Annotated in this window: 16 protein-coding genes and 1 pseudogene; 6 read left to right on the forward strand and 11 right to left on the reverse strand. The window is 70.0% G+C overall.

What is annotated here, in order from left to right; genetic code table 11:
* Positions 1–73 precede the first annotated feature (73 nt).
* Positions 74–661, forward strand: a complete 588-nt coding sequence (locus tag AWQ68_RS21145; RefSeq protein ID WP_066942815.1) for a Uma2 family endonuclease — start codon at positions 74–76, stop codon at positions 659–661.
* A gap of 126 nt (positions 662–787) precedes the next feature.
* Here AWQ68_RS21145 and AWQ68_RS21150 read toward each other — a convergent pair whose 3' ends face one another.
* The 4 genes from AWQ68_RS21150 to serA all read right to left on the reverse strand — a co-directional run bounded on the left by AWQ68_RS21150 (position 788) and on the right by serA (position 6,601).
* Entirely contained in the window at positions 788–1,879 is a 1,092-nt protein-coding gene (locus tag AWQ68_RS21150; RefSeq protein WP_066942817.1) for a branched-chain amino acid aminotransferase, read from the reverse strand.
* A 138-nt stretch (positions 1,880–2,017) separates the two neighbouring features.
* Positions 2,018–3,064: a 3-isopropylmalate dehydrogenase gene (locus AWQ68_RS21155; protein ID WP_066942819.1), complete on the reverse strand. Its 1,047-nt coding sequence runs from the start codon at positions 3,062–3,064 to the stop codon at positions 2,018–2,020.
* Positions 3,065–3,110: 46 nt separating this feature from the next.
* Positions 3,111–4,307, reverse strand: coding sequence for an ROK family transcriptional regulator (locus AWQ68_RS21160; protein ID WP_218006960.1), 1,197 nt, complete (start codon positions 4,305–4,307; stop codon positions 3,111–3,113).
* Between the two features lie 704 nt (positions 4,308–5,011).
* Positions 5,012–6,601 carry a phosphoglycerate dehydrogenase gene (serA, locus tag AWQ68_RS21165; RefSeq protein ID WP_066942821.1) on the reverse strand — a complete coding sequence of 530 codons (1,590 nt, stop codon included), beginning with the start codon at positions 6,599–6,601 and terminating at the stop codon, positions 5,012–5,014.
* Between the two features lie 262 nt (positions 6,602–6,863).
* Here serA and AWQ68_RS21170 point away from each other — a divergent pair, with 262 nt between their 5' ends.
* The gene (locus AWQ68_RS21170) at positions 6,864–7,754 is read left to right on the forward strand and encodes a hypothetical protein (RefSeq protein WP_066942822.1); all 891 of its coding nucleotides are present in this window, start codon (positions 6,864–6,866) and stop codon (positions 7,752–7,754) included.
* A gap of 318 nt (positions 7,755–8,072) precedes the next feature.
* A complete protein-coding gene (locus AWQ68_RS21175; protein WP_066942824.1) occupies positions 8,073–9,428 on the forward strand; it encodes an MFS transporter in 1,356 nt (451 codons plus the stop codon).
* An 80-nt stretch (positions 9,429–9,508) separates the two neighbouring features.
* On the opposite strand, the gene AWQ68_RS21180 is transcribed toward AWQ68_RS21175, so the two are convergent.
* From AWQ68_RS21180 to AWQ68_RS21190, 3 genes are read right to left on the reverse strand one after another with little or no spacing between them, the layout of a single operon-like run.
* On the reverse strand, positions 9,509–12,109 hold the full coding sequence (locus AWQ68_RS21180) for an ABC transporter permease (protein WP_066942826.1): 2,601 nt from the start codon (positions 12,107–12,109) through the stop codon (positions 9,509–9,511).
* Between the two features lie 43 nt (positions 12,110–12,152).
* A complete protein-coding gene (locus AWQ68_RS21185) occupies positions 12,153–12,887 on the reverse strand; it encodes an ABC transporter ATP-binding protein (protein ID WP_066942829.1) in 735 nt (244 codons plus the stop codon).
* A complete protein-coding gene (locus tag AWQ68_RS21190; RefSeq protein WP_066942831.1) occupies positions 12,884–13,399 on the reverse strand; it encodes a PadR family transcriptional regulator in 516 nt (171 codons plus the stop codon). The genes AWQ68_RS21185 and AWQ68_RS21190 overlap by 4 nt, the downstream gene beginning before the upstream one ends.
* A 220-nt stretch (positions 13,400–13,619) precedes the next feature.
* Between AWQ68_RS21190 and AWQ68_RS45110 the strand changes: the two genes are divergently transcribed.
* The 3 genes from AWQ68_RS45110 (at position 13,620) to dacB (ending at position 16,700) form a co-directional block, all read left to right on the forward strand.
* Positions 13,620–14,405 carry a CAP domain-containing protein gene (locus AWQ68_RS45110; RefSeq protein ID WP_066942833.1) on the forward strand — a complete coding sequence of 262 codons (786 nt, stop codon included), beginning with the start codon at positions 13,620–13,622 and terminating at the stop codon, positions 14,403–14,405.
* A 102-nt stretch (positions 14,406–14,507) separates the two neighbouring features.
* On the forward strand, positions 14,508–15,047 hold the full coding sequence (locus AWQ68_RS21200) for an FHA domain-containing protein (protein WP_066942835.1): 540 nt from the start codon (positions 14,508–14,510) through the stop codon (positions 15,045–15,047).
* A 147-nt stretch (positions 15,048–15,194) separates the two neighbouring features.
* Positions 15,195–16,700, forward strand: a complete 1,506-nt coding sequence (gene dacB / locus AWQ68_RS21205) for a D-alanyl-D-alanine carboxypeptidase/D-alanyl-D-alanine endopeptidase (RefSeq protein WP_157545553.1) — start codon at positions 15,195–15,197, stop codon at positions 16,698–16,700.
* Between the two features lie 80 nt (positions 16,701–16,780).
* Here dacB and ilvC read toward each other — a convergent pair whose 3' ends face one another.
* From ilvC to AWQ68_RS21225, 4 genes and pseudogenes are all read right to left on the reverse strand, one after another.
* Positions 16,781–17,767: a ketol-acid reductoisomerase gene (ilvC, locus tag AWQ68_RS21210; RefSeq protein WP_066943002.1), complete on the reverse strand. Its 987-nt coding sequence runs from the start codon at positions 17,765–17,767 to the stop codon at positions 16,781–16,783.
* A gap of 36 nt (positions 17,768–17,803) precedes the next feature.
* Complete coding sequence (gene ilvN, locus AWQ68_RS21215) at positions 17,804–18,328, reverse strand: acetolactate synthase small subunit (protein ID WP_066942839.1); 525 nt, start codon at positions 18,326–18,328, stop codon at positions 17,804–17,806.
* Positions 18,328–20,094 (reverse strand): annotated as a pseudogene (locus AWQ68_RS21220) (acetolactate synthase large subunit); the annotation flags it as partial. The gene ilvN and the pseudogene AWQ68_RS21220, both read right to left, overlap by 1 nt.
* Positions 20,095–20,804: 710 nt before the next feature.
* A complete protein-coding gene (locus AWQ68_RS21225) occupies positions 20,805–23,435 on the reverse strand; it encodes a putative bifunctional diguanylate cyclase/phosphodiesterase (RefSeq protein ID WP_174554128.1) in 2,631 nt (876 codons plus the stop codon).
* Positions 23,436–23,599: the final 164 nt, after the last annotated feature.

Consider the following 23,599-nt stretch of genomic DNA (forward strand, 5'->3'; position numbering starts at 1 on the left):
ACGGTCAGCTTTGCGATTACATTACGTGTCGCGTCAATCACGTTGCGCCGCCCACCTGGGGGATGATGTACCCATGGCCAAGGTTCTCGTCGAACCCACGACACAGGCGGAGATCTCAGCCGCCTCCCTGGACCGTCTTTATCGGGAAAACTGCCGCAGGCACCCTCACACCAAGGTCGAAATCATCAACGGCCGGATCGTGGTGAGAGAGGTGCCCACACGCGAACACGCGAGAATCGTCTTCAGGCTCCTCCTACAGCTCATCCCCTTCATCACTGAGCGGGGCTGGGAGAACCTGCAGGACGTGAACCTCTTCCTCCATCCACAACTCGACCGCTACCGACCAGATCTGCTCATCGCCAAGCCAACGGCCCGGATGTGGAACCCGGAGAACATCTGGGGCAGCGACACGCTGCTGGTCGTCGAGGTGGTGTCGCCGAGCAGTGGAGAGGACGACCACGGGCACAAGCCGCGAAACTGCGCGTTGGCGGGGGTTCCGCTCTATCTGGTGATCGACACCTTCAAGGGGGTGGCCCGGCTGATGAGCGACCCTGGAGAGAAGGGCTACCAGCACCTTGTCGAGGTAACGCTTGGCAAGCCCCTGACGCTGCCCGAGCCGTGGGACGTGACCATCGACACCGCCCCGTTGATCGAGGCGTAAGCCGTACGATCCCCTCCGCCTGGCGGAGGGGACGCCAGGGAGCCCGGCGAGGGCGAGGTCGCCGGGCTCCTGTCATGTGCGTGCTCTGAGCTGTCGGACGCGCCTTGTGGCGCGTGGGAGACCGCGTCAGCAGATCTTGTGGACCCAGTTGTGCGTGTCGGGGCGGGTGCCGTACTGGATGCCGATGAGCTCCTCGCGGATCTTCTGGGTGACCGGGCCGGGGGTGCCATCGCCGATCGTCCAGGAGCGGTCGGCGCCCTTGACGCTGCCGATGGGGGTGACCACGGCGGCGGTGCCACAGGCGAAGGCCTCGGTCAGCTCGCCCGACTCGCACCCGGCCTGCCACTCCTCGATGGAGAGCCGGCCCTCCTCGGCCTTCAGACCCAGGTCGGCGGCGAAGGTGAGGATCGAGTCACGGGTCACTCCGGGCAGGAGCGTCCCGGTGAGCGCGGGGGTGAGCAGCCGGTCGCCGAAGACGAAGAACATGTTCATCCCGCCCATCTCCTCGATGTAGCGGTGCTCATGCGCGTCGAGCCACACGACCTGGTCGCAGCCCTGCTCGACGGCCTGGCGCTGGGCGACGAAGGCCGCCGCGTAGTTGCCGCCGCACTTGGCGAAGCCGGTGCCTCCGGGAGCGGCGCGGGTGTACTCCGTGGACAGCCAGACCGAGACCGGCTTGATCCCGCCGGAGAAGTACGACCCAGCGGGAGAGGCGATCACCATGTAGCGGAACGACTTGGACGGGTAGTTCACGCCCAGCCCGACCTGGGTGGCGATGATGAACGGCCGCAGGTACAGGCTGTGCCCTTCGGTCGTCGGCACCCACTCCTTGTCCGTCTGGACGAGCTGATCCAACGACTCGACGAACAGCTCCTCGGGCAGCTCGGGCATCGCCATCCGCTGGGCGGACTTGTTGAACCGGGCCGCGTTGGCGTGCGGCCGGAACGACACGATGGACCCGCTCGCCTGGCGGTACGCCTTGAGCCCCTCGAACAGCTCCTGGGCGTAGTGGAGCACCGCCGTCGCCGGGTCCAGGACCAGCGGCCCGTACGGCTCCAGCCGCGCGTCGTGCCAGCCACGGCCTTCGGTGTAGTCGATGGAGATCATGTGATCGGTGAAGGTCTGCCCGAAGCCGGGATTCGCCAGTACCTGCTCACGCTCGGCCGCGGTCCGGGCCTGCTGGTTGAGCTGCACGTCGAAGCTGAGCTGGCTGGTCATGTGCCGCGATCCTTCTCTCTTTGTCGCCACATTCATTGTGCGACCTACGGGAAACCTAAGGCATAAAAGAGGGTACGAAAAAGCGCATGGCGGCCTGAACCAGGCCGCCATGCGCAAAGACGGGGTGAGCGGCCCGGCTCAGCCGGCTACTCGGGAGGCGATGTCGTCGCCGATTTCACGGGTCTGCCGAACGGCCCGGGCACCCTGGCGCTCGACGAGGTCTTCGGCGACCGCCTGCTCGACCTTCTCCGCGGCGGCGGTGAGGCCGAGGTGGTCCAGGAGCATGGCGATGGACAGGATGGTGGCCGTCGGGTCGGCCTTGCCCTGGCCCGCGATGTCGGGGGCGCTGCCGTGGACCGGCTCGAACATGGACGGCGCGGTCCGGTCCGGGTTGATGTTGCCGCTGGCGGCCAGGCCGATGCCGCCGGCCACCGCCGCGCCGATGTCGGTGATGATGTCGCCGAAGAGGTTGTCGGTGACGATCACATCGAACCGCTCAGGCTGGGTGATGAAGAACATCGAGGCGGCGTCGATGTGGCAGTAGTCGGTCTCGACCTGGGGGTAATCCAGGCTGACCCGGGCGACCGTACGGGCCCACAGGTCACCCGCGTAGGTGAGGACGTTGGTCTTGTGGACCAGGGTGAGCTTCTTGCGCGGCCGCTGGGCCGCCTTCTCGAAGGCGTAGCGGACGACCCGCTCGACCCCGAAGGCCGTGTTGAGCGACTCCTGGGTCGCGATCTCATGCGGGGTGCCGCGACGCAGCGTGCCGCCGGCTCCCGCGTACAGGCCCTCGGTGCCCTCGCGGACGACGACCATGTCGATGTCCTCGGGGCGGGCCTTGCCCAGCGGGGTCTCCACGCCGGGGAAGAGCTTGACCGGGCGCAGGTTCACGTAGTGGTCGAGCTCGAACCGAAGCCTGAGCAGGAGGTCGCGCTCCAGGATGCCCGGAGGGACGCTCGGGTCGCCGACGGCGCCCAGCACGATGGCGTCGTAGCCGCGCAACTCGTCCAGCACGGCGTCGGGAAGGACCTCGCCGGTCGCGTGGTAACGCTTCGCTCCCAGGTCGTACTCGGTGGTCTCGACCTTGACGCCGGCCGCGTTGAGGACCTTGAGTCCCTCGGCGACGACCTCGGTGCCGATCCCGTCCCCCGGGATCACTGCCAGACGGATGTTGCTCGAATCCATGCAAGTACCTTACCGGTCTGTTTCGTATGCCGAACGCATGGTCTCACTATCCGGGCGGCGTGACCGCGACCAAACGCTCGAACACCAGGTCGCGGGCGGTCGCCAGCCCGAACGCGAGCGCGCCGAGCAGCACGGCGTCCGCGCCCAGCATGGACGCCTCGATGCGCGGCGGCCGAAAGGCCACCAGCCTGGTGAGGCGCTCGCTCACCGGGCCGATGAGCAGGTCCGCGGCCTGCGCGCCGATGCCGCCGCCCAGGACCATCAGCTCGGGGTCGAGCACCGCGACGACGCCGGCGAGTGCGTGCGCCACGTGGTCGACCTCGGCCGAGACGACCTTGAGCGCGGCCTCGTCGCCCCGCCGGGCCGCGTCGAAGACGTCCTTCGCGCTGTCGACGACCATGCCCAGATTGCGGGCGGCCGCGACCACTCCGTCCGCGGAGGCCACCGACTCGAACATGCCGCGCCCCGGGTCGGACAGCGGATCGCCCTCGCCGACCGGCAGATAGGAGATCTCGCCGGCCGCTCCGCGGGCACCTCGGTAGAGCCGCCCGTCGATCACGACACCCATGCCGATGCCGGTGCCCAGCGAGACGTAGACGAAGTGGTCCACACCCTCGCCCAGGCCGTACGCGCCCTCCCCTACGGCGGCGAGGTCCACGTCGTTCTCCACGATGTACGGGGACCCCGTGACGTCGGCGAGCCGCTCCACCGCGCCGGGCAGCTCCCATCCCGGCAGGTTGGGGGCGAGCCGCAGCGCGCCGGTCTCCTTGTCGTGGACACCGGGGGTGCCGAACACGGTGAGCGTGACGTCTCCGGCGGCCAGGCCGGCCTCGGCGACGACCTCGGCCGCCAGCTCCGTGAGCTGGACGACCAGCTCGGCGTGGCTCCCGGCGCGGGAGGGCTCGTCCCTGCGGACGGCGATCTCCCCCACCAGGTCGGCCAGCGCGAACCGAACGTAGGAACGACCCACGTCGACGGCGAGCACCCACCCCGCCTCCGGGCGGACTTCGTACAGCAATGCCGCCCGGCCCGCACTGCCGGTGCGCAGCCCCACGGGACGGACCAGCCGCGCGCGTTCCAGGTCCGCCAGCGCGACCGAGATCGTCGGCTTGGACAGACCGGTCGCCTGTGCGAGCTCAGGTCGGGACGCCTTGCCCCTGCGGAAGATCTCGGCCAGCACGGCGCGCTCGTTCATCACGCGCAACAGGCTCGTCGTGCTGGCGGTTCCGCCGATGCTGACCACGGTCCAAGGGTGTCACACGGGTGGAACGTGATCGTACGCGCTGACGTGCTGGAGCGAACGCGTCAGCGCTCCGGGGAACCCCCGTTGTCACGGCGGTCGAGCGCGGTCTGCAGCGCGTCGGCGGCCTCGTCGCGGACGTCTTCTGGACTGTTCCAGGGATACATGTCGTACATGACGGTCTCATTCGTACGTTGTGGAAACGGGACTGAGCGGAATCCGGTCGCGGATCCGGAATCAGGGCGCCGCCGAGGACGCGGATCGCGCGCCTCAAGGCGGAAAAGGGAAGTCACGACCGGCACAGCGCCACACACCGCGGCGGGTCGGTCGGCCGCCCTAGGTCAGGCCCCGCCGCGGCAGGTGATGAGTACGGACACCTGGCGCGTCATGTGCGCAAGCCTACCCCAGAATCTCGTAGGACGACCTAGTATCTCAATATTCGAGACACCTGCTCCGCCTCCCTCACCACCCCGCGAGACCACCAGCAATCACCACGGCGCCGAACCATCACGCTCGGGGCGCGGCGGTGTCTGGACTGAGGAGCGAGTGGGGAGCGAGGGACGAGCGACTCCGAGCGACGAGGGAAGACATCGCCTCAAGGCGCCCCGAGCCCGCGCGAGCGAAGCGAGCGCAATAAGCACAGAACAGCACGAACCCGCTCCACCAAGGGTGGAGCGGGTTCGTGTGATGCTGGTCGGGACGGCGGGTCAGTCCTCCAAGTCGACCGTACGGCCGCTGTCGGCGCCGACCTCGTGCACGATCTGGTCGATGACGTCGCTCGGGATGGCCGAGTCGACGGTCAGCGCGATCAGAGCCTTGCCGCCCTTCTCGCCGCGCGCCACCTGCATGGAGGCGATGTTGACGCCGTGCTCGCCGAGCACGCGACCGACGATGCCGACGATGCCGGGGCGGTCGGTGTAGGTGAAGAACGCCAGGTGGTCGGTCGGCTCGATCTCCATGGCGAAGCCGTTGACCTCGACGATCTTGGTGACCTGTCGGGGGCCCGAGAGCGTACCGGAGACCGAGACGGTCCGGCCGTCGGCGAGCAGGCCGCGTACGGTGACGACGTTGCGCCAGTCGGGGCTCTCACCGCTGGTGACCAGCTCGACCACGGTGCCGCGGTCCTTCGCGAGCAGCGGGGCGTTGACGTAGGTCACCGCGTCCTCGACGACGTCGGTGAAGACGCCCTTGAGGGCGGCCAGTTCGAGCACACGCACGTCCTGCGCCGCGATCTCGCCGCGCACCTCGACGTCGAGCTTGGTGGCGACCTCGCCCGCGAGGGCGGTGAAGATGCGGCCGAGCTTCTCGGTCAGCGGCAGGCCCGGCTTGACCTCCTCGGCGACCGCGCCGCCCTGGACGTTCACGGCGTCCGGGACGAACTCGCCGGCCAGGGCCAGCTTGACGCTGCGGGCGACCTGGGTGCCGGCCTTCTCCTGGGCCTCGTGCGTGGACGCACCGAGGTGCGGGGTGACCACGACCTGGTCGAACTCGAACAGCGGGCTGTCCGTGCAGGGCTCCTTGGCGAACACGTCGATGCCGGCGCCCGCGACGCGCCCCTCCTTGAGAGCGGAGTAGAGCGCGTTCTCGTCGATGATGCCGCCGCGCGCGACGTTGATCAGGCGGACCGACGGCTTGACCATGTGCAGCTCGCGGTCGCCGATGAGACCGACGGTCTCCTTGGACTTGGGCAGGTGCACCGTGATGAAGTCGGCCTGCTGGAGGACCTCTTCCAGGGACGCCAGCTTGACGCCCATCTGCGCGGCGCGGGCCGGCTGCAGGTAGGGGTCGTAGGCGATCAGCTCGACGCCGAACGGCTGCAGGCGCTGCGCGACGAGCTGGCCGATCTTGCCGAGGCCGAGGATGCCGACGACCTTCTCGTCGAGCTCGACGCCGGTGTACTTGGACCGCTTCCACTCGCCGCCCTTGAGGGCGGAGTGGCCCTGGGCGACGTTGCGGGCGCTGGCCAGGATCAGCGCGACCGTGTGCTCGGCGGCGCTGGTGATGTTGGAGGTCGGAGCGTTGACGACCATGACACCGGCCTTGGTCGCCGCCTCGACGTCGACGTTGTCCAGGCCGACCCCGGCACGGGCCACGACGCGCAGCTTGGGCGCGTGCGCGATCGCCTCGGCGTCCACCTGCGTGGCGCTGCGGACGATCAGCGCGTCGACGTCGGCGAGCGCGGGCAGCAGCTGGGATCGGTCGGAACCGTCGGTCTGACGGACCTCGAAGTCCGCCCCGAGCACGGCCAGACCGGCTTCGGACAGCTCCTCTGCGACAAGGACGACGGGCTTGTTCACTGGCGATCCTTAGGAAAGTGCGGCTGCACGGACACGCGTGAGTCTATCCGGGCTTGTGAAAGCTCTCACGAACGCCCGGCATACGAGACGGGCCAGCTAGCGGCACTCCTGGGTATCGTGAGATTCACTCACATGTTCGCTAACTGATGGCTTTACCCAAGATGGACCGATCCCATCCAGACAGGCTCTATCTTGGTATTGATCGCACGCATTCTTCACGATTAGCCTGATAAGCCATGGTTCGCTACCTAACGTTCAGCCTATGAGCATCGGGAACCCGTCTCTCGGCGACGTGCTCGCGCAGCACGGAAGCCCACAACGCCTACTCGCGGCTCTTGCCGAAATGGGAATCCTGGTAGCCGTCCGGCCCGACCGCTCCGTCGTGCTCGGCACGACGCAGAGCGGTGAGCGTGTGCTGCTCGGTTACACCACGCCGGCGACCTACGCCCGGCATCGGGGCGGCCACTCCCTTTCGGCGTGTGACGCCGAGACCATCCTCGACATCCAGCGGGTCACCGGCGTGCGCGAGATCGTGATCGACGCCGCCGGTCCCCACGCGGCCGCCGTGCCCATCGAGGACCTGCAGCGCTATCTGGTCTCGGCGCGCAGCGGAGCCGCACACGCCCTGTCCGGATCGAGATCCGCCTCGACACCCAACGCGTACGCCACGGGGGCGATGGCCACCGTGGCGCGGGCGCAGGTGACCCAGGCGCCTCCCGCTCCCGATCCCGCTCCGGTCTCCTCACCGGCGCCCGGCCCGATCTCGCCGGCCTGGATCCCCGCGCCCCGGCAGCACCTGTCCGGTGCGATGCAGGTGGTCGATCCCGGCTATCGCCGGACCAACCATCCGATCCTGCCCGCGATGCGGGTGGCGCTCGCGGAGATTCTGCGCGACCTGCCGCTCGTCCACCACGTGTGGGTCTCCGAGGCGCGGACGGTCTCCGGCTCGACCGGGCTGATGCTGCACGTCAAGGTGCACGCGTCGGCGGCCGAGGACATCGTGCGGGACATCCATCGCGGGGTCCGGGCCCGGCTGCCCCAACTCGCGGCCAGCGGAGCGCCGGTGCTCATGGCCCGGGTCGCCGACGCCCACACAGAACGTCGGATGATCGAGGTCGGCGCGCACGTCATCTGCGCGGACACCCGCGGTTAGGTCCCGTTTCCCGAGCCTGGCCTTCGGACCCCCTCAGGCTCGCGTGACGGGATCTGACCGCCGGACGGTCCGCGAACGCCGGGTCGCCGCCGAGGCCACGACGGCGGCGACCCGTCTGAGGTCGCGCGGCGTTCCTGAGCCGCTCGTCGGCGTCCGGCCGTTCGGAGTTCCTGTTCGGCACGCCGCGGCGCGCACGGACGGGTACGGCCGGAGCGGGCTCGTGGTCGGCCGGGCGGTTCTCGGACCGGCCATGACTGACGCCTTTTCGTTCCCATGCGCATCTTCCGACCGGGCGTTTGCTTCGGCTTGAATGACGCCATGGTCTCCCCGGCGGCGACGCCCACCCCCCTGACCGTTTCCCGTGGCGTTCGCCTCGGCTATGCCGTGGGGTCGTTCTGCACGGCCAACTTCTCCGCGATCCCCGGCCTGCTCCTGCTCATCTACATGACCGACGTGCTGGCGGTGCCCCCGCTGCTCGCCGGATTCATCGTCTTCCTGCCCAAGGCGTGGGACCTGGTCATCAACACCTTGGTCGGCCAGTGGTCGGACCGTACGGTCTCGCGGTGGGGGCCGCGCCGCCCGTGGATGCTCGCCGGGTCGATCATCCTGCCGCTGTCCTTCGGGCTGATGTTCATCGGGCCGCCGCTGACCGGCGTCCCCGCCGCGCTCTTCGTCGGAGTGACGTTCGTGGTGGCGGCCACCGGATACGCGCTGTACGAGGTGCCGTACAAGGCCATGCCGGCCGAGATGACCACGGACTACCACGAGCGGACGTCGCTGCTGCAGTGGCGGATGGTCTTCGTCGCGATCGCGATCGCCATGAGCGGGATCCTCGCGCCCGCCGTCGCCGGGAAGTCGGTGGCGGGCTACCGTCAGATGGGACTGATCTTCGCGGCGGTCCTGCTGGTGTCCATGTTCGGCTCGTTCTTCGGCACCGCCCGCGCTCCGTTCACCGGTCCGCAGGAGGCCGAGGGCACGCTGCGCGGCCAGCTCGCCGCCGCCCGCACCTCGAAGCCGTTCCTGTGGTTGCTCGCCCTGTGCAGTGCGCAGACGCTCGCGGCGGGCGTGATGCTGGCGGGCGCGCCCTACTTCGCCGCGTACACGCTGGGAAACACCACGGCGACCAGCACGCTCTTCGCGGCGCTGGTCGGTCCGATGCTGGTCACGATGCCGCTGTGGGTGTGGCTCGCCCGCCGGATGGACAAGCGGGGCGCGATGATCCTCTCCGGCGTGCTGTTCGCCGCCGGCGCCCTGCTGGCCGTCGCCACCCCGCTGCTCGGCTCGCTGTACGCGCATCTGTGCGTGGTGATGGTCGGGGTGGGCTACGCGGGGTTGCAGCTTCTGGGGTTCTCCATGCTCGCCGACGTCATCGCGTACGACGGCGCGGTGAGCGGGAAGCGGCGTGGCGGCGTCTTCACCGGACTGTGGACGGCGGTCGAGAGCGCGGTGCAGGCGTTCGGCGTGACGATCTACGGCGCGGCGCTCGCGATCGGCGGCTTCATCTCCTCGGATCCGGCGAACCCGGTCACCCAGCCGGACAGCGCGCGCACCGCGGTGATCGTCGGCCTGACCATCGTCCCGGCGCTGATCGCCCTGTCCGGCGTGATCATGACGTTGAAGTACGACCTGACCGCCGAGCGCATGGCGCGGGCGACCGCCCCCTCGCCCTCCTGAGGAACGGCCCCGCCTCCAGCGCGCCCGGCAGGCGGGTGGCCGCCGCGACGAAGCGGCGACCAGTCCTGCGAAGCCGGGTCTTATGCCACCCGCCGCGAAAGCCTCACCCGCGTACGGGCGAACAGTCCGGCCACCAGGGCGGCCAGCAGGGGTAGGCCCACCGCCACGGCGACGAACTGCGGCCACGGCACGGCGAGCACGAATCCCGGATCCGGGAAGCGATACCCGTTGGGCGCCACGTCAGGAGGCATCCTCGAAACATTGATCGCCAACCCCGCGGACTCGACGGCGGCGAGCCCCAACCCCGCCAGCAGGCCGACGGGTACCCCCAGACCGGCGATGAAGGCCGCCTGTCCCGCGACCACCGCCCGGCGGGTGCGCGGCCGTGCTCCCAGGGCGGAGAGCGTCTCCATGTCTCTGCGAGCGTCGGCCGCGGCGAGGGCCGTCGCGCTGAACGTCGCGCCCAGCGCGATCAGCGCGGCCGCGATGACGAACGGGTGAAGTCCGCGCAGTCCCCCGATGTCGGGGCCGTGCTCTGTTGTGACCGCGACCTTCGCCGTCACCGCCCGCACAGGGCCGTCCAGCCGCTGTACCTCGGCCGGCGTCAGCCGCCTGACCTGGGGATCGACGAGGAGATGGGTGAGCTTCACCGCGTACCCGCGTGAGGTGAACGCGGACACCGGAGCCACTCCGGCGACCGCCGTCGGACCGTCGACCTTCACCAACGTCGCGGGCAGGGACACCCGGGCCGACTCCACGTCCTCGATCACGCGCCACGTGGGCAGGGCGAGCGCGACCTCGCCGTTCCGCACGCCCGCCGGATTGAAGACGACGGCCCGGCCCGCGGCCAGCGCCGCCTCCGCCACCGGGTCCGTACGGCCCAGCAGGTAGCGCAGCAGATCCGAGCCGCCCAGGGGCAGTTCGCCCCACGTGCCGTACCTCATGCATCCCTCGCACCCCCGCTCCTGTAGCTCGGTGCGGAGCGGCTCGCCCTTCGCGTCGACGGGCGTGAGGGCTTCGACCAGCGGCACGCCGGGCAACGTCTTCGCCGCGATGCCCCGGATCGTCCGCCAGGACTCCTCGGTGACCTCGGCCCCGTAGATCGCGGTCGTCCCCTGCCTGTAGGGGCTCCGGTATCGCTGCTCGTTCCGGGCCACGCTGCTGTCCGACACGACCATGATCATGCCGAACGTCGCCGCCGCCGCCATGACCGCCACGACGGCCGGTGCCGTACGGCCGCGGTTGCGGACGCCGTCGCGTACGGCCAGCCGGAGCGGCAGCGGGAGCCGCCGGGCGAGCGGACCGATCCGCCTGATCAGCCACGGCGTGATCATCACCAGGCCGAGCTGGCCGAGCAGCGCCCCGGCGATGTAGGCGTCCAGCCGCCCGCTCAACGCGGCGTACGTGAGGGCCGCGACGCCCAGCACGGCGACGAGCGTTCCCAGCAGCGGTCGCCCGGCACGGTCGCGTCCGGTGTCGCGCCGCCCGGCGAGGGCCGCGGCCACGTCCCAGCGCGCCGCCTGTACGGCGGGCACGATCGCGGCGGCCAGCCCGCTCAGCGTGCCGAGCGCGAAGATGATGGCGACCAGCCCGACCGGAACGTCGAACGGCCCCAGCTCTCCGTCGGGCCACTGGCCGGCCGCGGCGACGATGACACGGGCGACGCCCACCCCCAGGACCGCCCCGATCACCGAGGCTCCCGCGCCCAGGATCAGGCCGTCGGAGATCACGATGAGTTTCAGCTGGCGACCCGAGCCGCCCTGGGCGGCGATCAGCGCCAGCTCCCTGCGCCGCCGTCGCAAGCCGACCGCGAAGGCCGGCCCGGCGAGCAGGACGACCTGGGTCACGAGGACCGCGGCGACGAGTGGCTCATTCCAGGTCAGGGAGGGGTAGCCTCCCACGTCGACCTGCCCGTCCTCGCCGGCCGGAGGATCGTCGAGCACGGCCCGCGACAGCACGGCGAGGCCCTTGTCGTTCGCCTGCCGCACCCGGTCCCACGTCACCGGCTGCCGCGATTCGATCAGCCAGCGGCTCTGGTGGGAAACGCCGTCCAGCAGCGTGCCGGGCAGGGTGATGATCTGCCGGACGTTGTAGTGGACTGCGGGCGGGGCCGCCCGCACGACGCCGACCACCCGTTTGGCGATGCCGTCCCTGGTCACGCGCAGGACGTTCCCCACGGGCACGCCGACGACGTCGCTCACCGCGACCTCGTCCTCGGCCTGCGGGAATCGGCCGTCGAGCAGATGGAACCTGCTCGTGGTGACGGGATCGCGGGCGTCCGCCTCCCAGATCATGGCGTCCCGGTAGCCGTCGCGCTCCTGATACTCCCCGTATCCCTCGAAGGACCGGATCACCCGGGCGCCGGGACCGACCACCGCCTCGATCTCGGCTTTCGTCAATGGAGGCCGCGTCTTGTCAGGGAGCTCCATGAACAGCCCCGGTCGCTCGGCGCTCTGCCTGATGGGGCCGACGAGTTCGGTGTCGGTCACCAGCGCGGCGGCGGAGCCCAGCTCCCAGCGGAGCCGCTCGCGCGGATCGAGATCACTGGTGGACGTGTATACGGCGGCTGCGGTGATGGCGAGAACGGGCAGTCCGATCATGACCAAGATGAGGAGGCTGCGGCCCTTGGCCCGCCACAGGTCGCGGCGGGAGATCCGCAGGGCGGCGCGGACGGCGCTCATGCCGCCTCCCCGAGGAATGCTCTTCGGGCCCCGAGCGGGCGGCTCATCGGGCGCTCACCAGCCCCGCCTCGGCCGCGTCCGCGATCTCCCCGTCCTTCAGGAACACCACCCGGTCGGCCCAGGCGGCGTACCTGGGCTCGTGGGTGACGACGAGGACGGCGGCCCCGGCGTCCGCCCGGCCCCGGAGAATCCCCAGGATCTCGTCGCCCACGAGCGTGTCCACCGCGCCGGTCGGCTCGTCGGCGAGAAGCAGCCGCCGCTCGCCCACCAGCGCCCGGGCGATCGCCACCCGCTGCCGCTGGCCGCCCGACATCTCCTCCGGGAAACGGTCGGCCAGGTCGGCCGCGCCGAGCTCCTCCAGCGCGGCGAGCGCCTCCTGACGCGCCCGCGCCGTACGAACGCCGTCCAGCTCGCGCGGGAGCATCACATTCTCGGCGGCGGTCAGCGACGGGATGAGGTTGAGGTCCTGGAACACGTATCCGACCCGCCGCCGGCGCAGCGCGGCGAGGTCGGCGGCGGACAGCCCGGACAGCGCGACGCCCTCGACCTCGACCTCCCCGGACGTGGCCCGGTCGAGACCGCCGGCGAGGTTGAGCAGGGTGGACTTGCCCGACCCGGAGGGGCCCATCACCGCGACCAGCTCTCCCGCCGCCACGTCGAGGCTCACCCCCTTCAGCGCGCGTACGGACCCCGCTCCGTCGCCGTGCTGCCGGGTGACCTCGACGAGCCGCGCGACGACGTCGGCGGAAGCGTCGGGATCTGGATCACGTGAAGTCATGCGCCCTCCTTGGGGGATGCGGCGAGGACGGCCTCGCAGTGCGCGAGCCAGCGCTGCTCGGCCTCCGCCTGGAAGATCATCGAGTCGAGGACGAGCCGCTGGGCGCCGCCCGCCCCGCGCTTGGCCCGGGTGAGCTCCTGCAGGGTTCGCATGGTCGCGGAGCGCTGGGCCTGCACGACCCGCGCGACGTCGACCCCGGGAGCGGTCATCGCCATGGCCAGCTTGATGACCAGTTCGTCGCGCGGCCGGTCGGCCTGGCGGACGGGCGTGGCGAACCACCGCTCCAGCTCCGCCCGGCCCTTGTCCGTGATGCTGTAGACCACGCGGCCCTGCTCGTCCTGTTCGCCGGGGGCGACCAGCCCGTCCCGCTCCATCCGCGACAGCGTCGTATAGACCTGGCCGATGTTGAGCGGCCAGGTCGCCCCTGTGGACGCCTCGAACTCCGCGCGGAGCTGGTACCCGTACCGAGGCCCCTGAGTGAGCAGCGCCAGGAGGCCGTGCCGGATCGTCATGAATACTGAGTATGCATACTCAGTATGCGTTTTGCCAACCCGAATCTCGTCGGGAACGGGATCGGTCCACACGTCGGTGACCAGCAGAAATCCGGACCAAAGCGACTAGCTACGCACTACGCCAGAAATTACGAAGACCATCGTTTACCGGTCATCGCCCCTTAAAGGCGTCCATAATGCTGCTTCCATCCAGGTCGTAACCCCCAACGCTGGAGGAACCGTGCGAAAAACCGCCCTGGTCATCGTGGGTCTGGGAAGCGTGGCGGCGATCGGACTGCCCGCCGTCCCCGCCGGCGCGACGGCCACGCGAGCCGACTGCCGCGTCGTCGCCGGCACGCCGCGACTCACCCCGAGCGGGCAGATCCAGGCGGCGGCGGCGCGCTCCGGTTGCGCCGACCGAAGCCGGGTCCGCCTCCGGATCGTCAAGGTGCTGCCGGGCCCGGACCGGACGGTGAAGAGCGGCTCCACGTCCGTCCGCAACGGCCGGCTCTCGATCGGCCTCGCCTGCGTCCCCGGCACCTACGTCACGGTCGTCACAGACGACCGGGGCCATCTCGCCAAGTCCCAGAAGGCCCGCCTGACCTGCGACGCACCCGATCCCGACGGCTCCGGCGGCTCCGCCACGGGGACCGAGATCGAGAACGAGGTCGTACGGCTGACCAACGCGGAGCGGGCCAAGGCCGGCTGCGGCCCGCTCACGCACGACGCGCGGCTGCGCGGCGCGGCCTACGCGCACTCGGCGGACATGTCGGCGAAGGCCTACTTCAGCCACACCTCGCAGGACGGCCGCGACTTCGGGCAGCGCATCAAGGCGTCCGGTTTCGCCTTCAGCGCCGCGGCGGAGAACATCGCGAAGGGCTATCCGACCGCCGCCGCGGTGGTGAAGGGCTGGATGGACAGCCCGGGACATCGGACGAACATGCTGAACTGCGCCTACACCCATATCGGCGTGGGCCACGTGGCCGCGGGCGGGCCGTACTGGACGCAGGACTTCGCACGGAGCTGACCGACCCCCACCTTCCCTTGATCGATCGACGAGCTAATCCAAAAGGCCAGGAATGTTAGGGTCTGCTGGACACCTCATATCCCCCCGGCGGATACTCCTGACATGAGCTCGACGTACCCTCCGGTTCGCGCGTCAGATGGGGACCGCGAGCGCGCGCTCAGCGAGCTCCGCGACCGCGCCGCCGAGGGGCGGCTCTCCATGGAGACCTTCGTCGGGCGCGTCGACATGGCGCTGCGGGCGCGCAGCAGGGGTGAGCTGGACGATCTCGTCTCCGACCTGCCCCAGCGGAGCCGCTGGCGCCGGCGCATCACCGAGGCGGTCTCCTCGGTGTCGGACCTCACCACCAGGATCGAGGCCGCCTGGCGTCGCCCCCGGCTGCCCCGGCTCGCCCTCCCCGCCGACAGCCGGGTCCGTTACCTCGTCGGCCGGGGCTCGGCCTGCGATCTGGTGCTGTCCGACGTGACGGTCTCGCGCATGCACGCGGAGCTGCGCCGCGACGAGGACGCCTGGCTCCTGGTCGACCTGGGCTCGCTCAACGGCACCCGGCTGAACGGCTGGCGGCTCGTGGGTTCGGCGCGGGTGCGCCCGGGTGACGAGGTCGCGTTCGGCGACTGCGTGTTCCTGGTCTCCAGCCCCGCCTGACGCGCCCCGTTTCGAACACGCCCGAAAGAGCCCGCCTCCCGATATACGCACATTTCCGTATTGATGGCGCTCCCCTGGTTCCACATGATCACGGAAAGCCCCACTCAGTCTGGAGTGACCGTGCGCTTATCACGACGAACCTCGATCATGCTGGCCTCACTGGTCCTGGCCGGCGGCGTCGCGGGCTCGGGGATCCCCGCCCACGCGCTCGACCCCGCCCCCGGCGTCGCCGACCTGGTCCACGACATCGACGAGATCCTCAACGACTCCCGGCTCACGATGGCCCGCTCGGGCGTGGTCGTGCGCAGCGCCGCCACCGGCGAGGACCTGTACACGCTCGACGGGGGCAAGCTGTTCGCCCCCGCCTCCAACACCAAGCTGCTCACCTCCTCGGCGGCGATGGAGACGCTCGGCCCGGATTACCGGTTCGGCACCCAGATCCTGACCAAGGGCAAGGACATCTACCTCCGCGGCACCGGCGACCCGACCATGCTCGCCGCCGACTACGACGCGCTCGCCGCCAAGGTCGCCGCGTCCGGGGTGAAGGTCGTCACCGGCCAGTTGGTCGCCGACGACACCTGGTTCGACGACGTACGGCTCGGCACGGACTGGGCGTGGGACGACGAGCCGTACTACTACGCGGCCCAGATATCGGCGCTGACGGCGTCCCCCAACACCGACTACGACGAGGGAACGGTCATCGTGTCGGTCAGCCCCGGCGACGGCCCGGGCAAGCCCGCCAAGGTGACGACGACGCCGGACACCGACTACGTGAAGATCGTGAACAAGGCGGTGACCGGCGCCGACACCGACGTGCTCGTGGAGCGCGAGCACGGCGGCAACACCGTGGTCGTCACCGGAACGGTGTCCGAGCGGTACGACGAGTGGGTGACGGTGTGGGACCCGACGCTCTACGCCGCCTCCCTCTTCCGGAAGGGGCTGGCCGCCCACGGCGTGCGCGTGATCGGCCCGACCGTCCACGGCACGACCCCGGCCGGGGCCAAGACGGTGGCCGAGCACGAGTCCATGCCGCTCAGCCGGCTGCTGACCCCCTTCATGAAGCTCAGCAACAACATGCACGCCGAGATCCTGACCAAGGCGATGGGCCGCAAGGTCTCAGGCTCGGGCACCTGGGAGGCCGGCCTCAACGTGACGAAGTCGTTCGCCAAGGCCAACGGCGTGCAGACGATGCTCCTGCGGGACGGCTCCGGCCTGTCCAGGATGGACGGGCTCACCCCGTCGGGCCTCGCGTCGCTGCTCGTCTCGGTCAGGGACAAGCCGTGGTTCCCGGCCTGGTACGACTCGCTGCCGGTGGCCGGGGAGGCGGACCGGTTCGTCGGCGGCACCCTGCGCAGCCGCATGCGCGGCACGCCCGCCGCCGGGAACGTCCACGCGAAAACGGGATCGCTGACCGGCGTCACCTCGCTCTCCGGGTACGTCACGAGCGCCGAGGGCGAGCCGCTGGTCTTCTCGATCCTGACGAACGGCTATCTCTCCGGCGCGCCCCGCGACCTGGAGGACCGGATCGCGGTCCGGCTGGCCCAGTTCACGCGTACCGCTCCTGTGGACGGGGCGGCGGCGACGCTGCGCGCGGAGACGGCGGCCCAGGACGACGGCCTCGAATGCTCCTGGCGCAAGCCGGTCGAGTGCTGAGCCGGAAACGTCGCTAGCCGGATGAAACGAGTCGGCGCCGCCCCCGGTGACGGGGACGGCGCCGATTCGCGTGATCCGGACTACTGGGACTTGAGCCAGCTCATCATCGGACGGAGCTTGCCACCGGTCTGCTCGATCGGGTGGCCGGCGAGCTCCTCGCGGTACTTGTTGAAGTCGGCCTGGCCGGAGTCGAACTCCTCGACCAGCTCGCGGGCGTACTGGCCGTTCTGGATCTCGTCCAGGATGCGGCGCATCTCCTGCTTGGTCTCCTGGTTGACCACGCGCGGGCCGCGGGTGTAGCCGCCGTACTCGGCGTTGTCGGAGACCGACCAGTACATCTTCGAGATGCCGCCCTCGTACATCAGGTCGACGATCAGCTTCATCTCGTGGAGGCACTCGAAGTACGCGACCTCGGGCTGGTAGCCCGCCTCGATCAGCGTCTCGAAGCCCGCCTTGATCAGCTCGGAGACGCCACCGCACAGGACGGCCTGCTCACCGAACAGGTCGGTCTCGGTCTCCTCGGTGAAGGTCGTCTTCAGCGCGCCGGCCCGGGTGCCGCCGATGCCCTTGGCGTACGACAGCACGAGCGGCCAGGCGTTGCCGGTCGCGTCCTTCTCGACGGCGACCAGACACGGCACGCCGCGGCCGGCCGAGAACTGGCGGCGGACCAGGTGGCCCGGGCCCTTCGGGGCGACCATGGCGACGTCGACGCCCTCGGGCGCCTCGATCAGGCCGTAGCGGATGTTGAAGCCGTGGCCGAAGAACAGGGCGTCGCCCGCGACCAGGTTCGGCTGCACGTGCTGGGCGTAGAGGTCACGCTGGACGTGGTCCGGCGCGAGGATCATGGTGAGGTCGGCCTCTTCCACGGCCTCCGCCGGCGTGAGCACGCGCAGCCCGTCGGCCTCGGCCTTCTCCCGGCTCTTCGAACCCTCGAGCAGGCCCACGCGCACGTCCACCCCGGAGTCGCGCAGGCTCAGCGCGTGCGCGTGACCCTGGCTGCCGTACCCGAGGACGGCCACGTGCCGACCCTGGATGATCGACAGGTCGGCGTCGTCATCGTAGAAGATCTCAGTCACTTGCTTGCCTTTCAGTGATTTTCTCGGCTACGCGGTGCGGTCCAGCGCACGGAGCGAGCGATCGGTGATGGAACGGGCACCGCGGCCGACGGCCACCATGCCGGACTGCACGAGCTCCTTGATGCCGTACGGCTCAAGGACCCGCACGAAGGCCTCCAGCTTGTCCAACGTGCCGGTGACCTCGATGGTCACCGCGTCCGGCGCGACGTCGACACACCGCGCGCGGAACAGGTTGACCAGTTCCAGGACGTGGGACCGACTGTCCGCGTCGGTCCGCACCTTGATCAGCATCAGCTCGCGCTGCACCGACTGCGCGGTGTCCAGCTCCACGATCTTGAGGACGTTCACCAGCTTGTTGAGCTGTTTGGTGACCTGCTCCAGCGGAAGTTCTTCCACGCTGACCACGATGGTCATCCGGGAGATGTCGTCGTGCTCTGTCGGCCCGACGGCCAGCGAGTCGATGTTGAAGCCTCGCCGGGAGAACAGGCTGGCGACCCGCGCCAGCACGCCGGGCTTGTTCTCGACCAGCACCGACAGCGTGTGCTTGCTCATCAGTCCTCGATCTCCCACTTCGGCGCCATGTCTCGGGCGTACTTGATGTCGTCGTTGCTGGTGCCCGCGGCGACCATCGGCCAGACCATCGCGTCCTGGTGAACGACGAAGTCGATCACGACGGGAACGTCGTTGATCTCCATGGCCTTGCGGATGGTGGCGTCGACGTCCTCCGGGCGCTCGCAACGCAGACCCACACAACCGTACGCCTCGGCCAGCTTGACGAAGTCCGGGATCCGCCGGACGGTCTGCAGGTCGGTGTTGGAGTACCTCTTGTTGTAGAAGAGGGTCTGCCATTGACGAACCATGCCGAGGTTACCGTTGTTGATGACGGCGACCTTGATCGGCACTCCCTCGATGGCGCAGGTGGCCAGTTCCTGGTTCGTCATCTGGAAGCAGCCGTCGCCGTCGATCGCCCACACGACGGCGTCGGGGCGGCCCATCTTGGCGCCCATCGCGGCCGGCACCGAGAAGCCCATCGTGCCCGCGCCCCCGGAGTTGATGAACGTTCCCGGATTCTCGTAGCCGATGAACTGCGCCGCCCACATCTGGTGCTGCCCGACGCCCGCCGTGTAGATCGCGTCCGGCCCGACGATGGCGCTGATCCGCTCCATGACGTACTGCGGGGCCAGGGAGCCGTCGGCGAACTCCTCGTATCCGAGAGGGTAGGTCGTGCGGTAGCCGTCCAGCAGCGTCCACCACTCGTCGTAGTCGCCCTTGCGACCGTCGGCGTGCTCGTGCTCGATGGCCGCGATCAGGTCGGTGATGACCTCCCGGCAGTCGCCCACGATCGGGACGTCCGCGTGCCGGTTCTTGGAGATCTCCGCCGGGTCGATGTCCGCGTGGATGACCTTGGCGTTCGGCGCGAAGCTGGACAGCTCGCCGGTCACCCGGTCGTCGAAGCGGGTGCCCAGCGCGATCAGCAGATCGCTGCGCTGGAGCGCTCCGACCGCCGAAACGCTGCCGTGCATGCCCGGCATGCCGAGGTGCTGGCGGTGGCTGTCGGGGAAGGTGCCGCGCGCCATCAGCGTGGTGACCACCGGGATGCCGGTCAGCTCGGCCAGCCGCAGCAGCTCGGGTGACGCCTTGGCCTTGTGGACGCCGCCGCCGACGTACAGCACGGGCCGCTTGGACTCCACGATCAGCCGCGCCGCCTCGCGGATCTGCTTGGAGTGCGGACGGGTGACCGGGCGGTAGCCGGGGAGCTGCATGACCGGGGGCCACGAGAACGTCATGGTGCTTTGCTGGACGTCCTTGGGGATGTCGACCAGGACGGGGCCGGGACGGCCGGTCGAGGCGATGTGGAACGCCTCGGCGATCGCCCTCGGAATGTCGGCCGCCTCAGTGACCAGGAAGTTGTGCTTCGTGATCGGCATCGTGATGCCGGCGATGTCCGCCTCCTGGAAGGCGTCCGTGCCGATCAGGGGCGTCGCCACCTGACCGGTGATCGCGACGATCGGCACCGAGTCCATGTACGCGTCGGCGATCGCGGTCACCAGGTTCGTCGCGCCCGGACCGCTGGTCGCCATGCAGACCCCGACCTTTCCGGTGGCCTGCGCGTACCCCTCGGCCGCGTGGCCGGCGCCCTGCTCGTGCCGTACAAGCACGTGCCGGACCTTGGTCGAGTCGTAGAGGGGATCGTAGGCCGGGAGGATGGTGCCGCCCGGGATCCCGAACACTGTGTCGACCCCGAGGTGCTCCAGCGCCCGCACGAGGGCCTGAGCACCTGTCATCTGTTCGGTCATCGGCTCGTTCCTTGTGGCTGAGCTGTCTGTCTGCTGGCATAAAAAATGCCCCGACCGCGAATGCGGATCTGGGGCGCGCGCAGGACCGAGTGCTTCGTCAGGCCGCGCGCCTGCGAAGTACTACGAGAATCCCACTGCGATGCATGGCTACACGATGTCCGATGCGCGCACCCCTCGTCAAATTATCTCGGACACCGGTCTCACTATATGAGATCAATTTCATCCCATCGCACACCTGACTGTGTCTATTTGCGCTCGCTTCGCTCGCGCGGGCTCGGGGCGCCCTCACGCGATGTCTTCCCTCGTCACTGTGTCTATTTGCGCTCGCTCCGCTCGCGCGGCTCGGGGCGCCTTGAGGCGATGTCTTCCCTCGTCACTCGGAGTCGCTCGTCCCTCGCTCCCCGCTCGCTCCTCAGTCCAGACACCGCCGCGCCCCTCGCGGAGTCGCTCGTCCCTCGCTGTGTCTATTGACCTTGCTTCGCTCGGCGGTTCGGGGCGCCCGAAGTCGGCTCGTGCCCTCCTCGCTCGGGGCTCGTCGGTTACTTCACCGCCGCGCCCCTCACGTCCCTCAGCCCGCTCGTTCCTCAGTCCAGACACCACCGCGCCCCAAGCGTGATGGTTCGGCACCGTAGTGATCGATGGTGCTGGCGGGTTCGGAGGCCGGGTGGTGGAAGAGAGGTGGGGAAAGACCCGTGAGGGCCTCAAGGCGCGCGAGCGGAGCGAGCGCCAATCTACGCCGTGTTCTGGAGGGTGGTGTGCATCAGGTGATCGACTCCGCGGGCGGGCATGGGGCGGGCGACGAGGTAGCCCTGGCCTCGCGTGCAGCCCATCTCTCTGAGGAGTTCGAGCTGCTCGGGGCGTTCGATGCCCTCGGCGACGACGATGAGGCCCAGGTCGTGGCCGAGCCGCACGATCGTACGGGTGAGCAGGGTGAGAGTCTCGTCACCTCCGAGGCCTGAGACGAAGGACGGATCGATCTTGATCATGTCCACCGGCAGCTGGCGGAGGAAGGCCAGCGAGGCGTAGCCGGTGCCGAAGTCGTCGATCGCGAGCCGGACCCCGAGGGCGCGCAGCTCGGACAGCTTGGCCACGGTGTCCTCGGCGTCCTCGACGAGCATCTCCTCGATCACTTCGAGGGTGAGCGCGCTGGCGGGCAACCCGCTCTCGGCCAGCGCCTCGGACACCGTCTCCACGAACCGGGGAGCGGTGATCTGCCGCGCCGACAGGTTGAGCGAGAGCCCGATGTCCCAGGAGGACTCCCGCCAGCCGGCCACCTCGCGGCAGGCCTCTTTGAGTATCCACTCGCTGAGCGGCACGATCAGCCCGGTGTCCTCGGCGGGGCCGAGGAACTGCTCGGGCGGCACGAACGCGCTGCCGCGCCACCACCGGACCAGCGCCTCGACGGCGGTGACCCGCGAGGTGGCGAGATCGACGACGGGCTGGTACTCGACGGCGAACTGCTTCTCCTGGAGCGCGCGCCGCAGGTCGGCCGCGAGTTCGAGGCGGCGTACGACGTCGGCGTGCATGTGCGCGGCGAACACCTCGACCCGGCGCCCGCCCATCTCCTTGGCCCGCGACATGGCGACGTCGGCGTTTCGCAGCAGGTCCCCGGCGGGCACGCCGTCCTCGGCGAAGGCCACGCCGACGCTCGCGGTCAGCGGCATGTCGCGGTCGGCGACGCGGAACGGCTCGGACGAGACGGCGCGGACCAGCCGCTCGGCCAGATCGATCGCGGTCTGCGCGTCGGTGCTGCTCGAGGGGCCGCCTTCGAGCAGCACGGCGAACTCGTCGCCGCCCCACCGGGCGAGCGTGTCGTCGGCGCGTACGGCGGCCCGCAGCCGGCGGGCGGCCTGGCCGAGCAGGTAGTCGCCGCTGGCGTGGCCGACCGAGTCGTTCACACCGGTGAACCCGTCCAGGTCCAGGAAGATCACAGCGGTGCGCCCGCCGCCGGGGCGGGCGAGGACCTCGCGGGCCCGCTCCTCGAAGTACGCCCGGTTGGGCAGCCCGGTGACCCCGTCGTGGAAGGTGAGGTGGGTCACCTGGTTGCGCAGGGCGACCTGGTCGCTGACGTCGCGCACGGCGACCAGGATCAGGTCCTCCTTGCGCACGTGGCGGGTGGCGACCGACTCGGCGGGCCGCCAGGTGCCGTCCGAGGCGCGGACCCGGCAGGCGATCCGGCAGCTCTCGTGGCGTTCCAGCACCTCGCCGTCGTTGTCGAGCCGCCGGAGCAGGGCCTGGACGGTGGGCACGTCCTCGGGGTGGATGTAGTCGACCAGCGGCCGCCCGACGAGGTCGGCGGAGCGATAGCCGTACGTCTTCCGGACGCTGGAGCCGATCTCGCGGATCACACCGTCGTGGTCGCACAGCAGCACGACGTCACCGGTGTTCTCGGCGAGGCGGCGCAGTTGCCGCTCTCCGACGTCCACCAGGCGGCGCATCCCGGCCGTCTCGACCACCAGCAGGATCAGCCTGCCGATGAGCACGAGGACGATCAACGCGCCGAGGCCGGGCAGGACCCGGTCCCGGTCCCCGGTGAACGCGTGGAACGCGACGGCCACCGTGGCGACGCCGACGAGGAGCAACGGGATGACGGCCGACAGCGCGCCGGGCAGCGGACGGCGGCGGCGCACCTCGACCCACGGCATGGCGGCGAGGATCAGGAACGCGGCGGGGGCGACCAGGCTCACGGCCAGCGACGGCGCGTCGCCGTCCAGCCTGGCGACGGCGGTCGCGAACTCCGCGACGGTGATCGCGCCGAGCACGCCCACACCGGCCAGGCCGATCGACCGGTCGGCGGCCCGCGAGCCGATGATCGCGGGCGCCACGCCGGAGGTCGCCAGCAGGCAGACGACGGGCAGCGCCAGCGTGGAGAAGATCGTGGTGGCGTCGTCCACGCCGTGGAAGATCGAGGCGAGGAACCACGCCCAGGCCACGGCGAAGATCGAGGCCGCGGTCAGGAAGGCGTCCGTGACCTGCCTGACCACGCCCCTGCTGTACGGAGGGGGCTTTGCCGTGAGGGCACAGCCGATCATCAGCAGCAACGAGCTGAACAGGAGCAGCAGGTCGGCGAAGGTCAGCACGAACGGCGTGCCGTCGGCGACCGGTCTCAGCCCGATGCCGGCGAGCCAGGTCACGGACCCGGCCTCCAGCCAGCGCCAGGCCGCGGCGCGCCGCCGCTGCCCGGGTGCGACCCGCGAGGAGGCCAGCACCAGGGAGACCACGGCGAGCAGGCCGGTGACGACACCCACCACGGCGACCACCGCGGAGGACCCACCCCCGATGATGAGGACGGCCGCGACCGCCGCCGCGCCGAGACCGGACACGGCGGTGAGCGCGACCCTGGGGTCACGCCTGCGATTCACGCAGCCCTCCCGCCATCGACTCGGCTTTACTCTCCCTGTCACGTCGCCAGTTTGCGCACCGCCGTCGTCCGGGGCGACGACAACGGCCGAGTCGTCACCGATCCGATAACCAGCTGCGCGATGATCTCACCGTACGGACCGCAGGTCACGGGGCAGCCACTTTC

It is taken from the genome of Microtetraspora fusca (assembly GCF_001570365.1).
Taxonomy (GTDB): Bacteria; Actinomycetota; Actinomycetes; order Streptosporangiales; family Streptosporangiaceae; genus Microtetraspora; species Microtetraspora fusca.

Coding starts and splice junctions, on each gene's coding strand:
- AWQ68_RS21145 (WP_066942815.1), top strand. CDS start 74: ATGGCCAAGGTTCTCGTCGAACCCACGACACAGGCGGAGATCTCAGCC.
- AWQ68_RS21150 (WP_066942817.1), bottom strand. CDS start 1,879: ATGACCAGCCAGCTCAGCTTCGACGTGCAGCTCAACCAGCAGGCCCGG.
- AWQ68_RS21155 (WP_066942819.1), bottom strand. CDS start 3,064: ATGGATTCGAGCAACATCCGTCTGGCAGTGATCCCGGGGGACGGGATC.
- AWQ68_RS21170 (WP_066942822.1), top strand. CDS start 6,864: ATGAGCATCGGGAACCCGTCTCTCGGCGACGTGCTCGCGCAGCACGGA.
- AWQ68_RS21175 (WP_066942824.1), top strand. CDS start 8,073: ATGGTCTCCCCGGCGGCGACGCCCACCCCCCTGACCGTTTCCCGTGGC.
- AWQ68_RS21180 (WP_066942826.1), bottom strand. CDS start 12,109: ATGAGCGCCGTCCGCGCCGCCCTGCGGATCTCCCGCCGCGACCTGTGG.
- AWQ68_RS21185 (WP_066942829.1), bottom strand. CDS start 12,887: ATGACTTCACGTGATCCAGATCCCGACGCTTCCGCCGACGTCGTCGCG.
- AWQ68_RS21190 (WP_066942831.1), bottom strand. CDS start 13,399: ATGACGATCCGGCACGGCCTCCTGGCGCTGCTCACTCAGGGGCCTCGG.
- AWQ68_RS21200 (WP_066942835.1), top strand. CDS start 14,508: ATGAGCTCGACGTACCCTCCGGTTCGCGCGTCAGATGGGGACCGCGAG.
- dacB (WP_157545553.1), top strand. CDS start 15,195: ATGCTGGCCTCACTGGTCCTGGCCGGCGGCGTCGCGGGCTCGGGGATC.
- ilvN (WP_066942839.1), bottom strand. CDS start 18,328: ATGAGCAAGCACACGCTGTCGGTGCTGGTCGAGAACAAGCCCGGCGTG.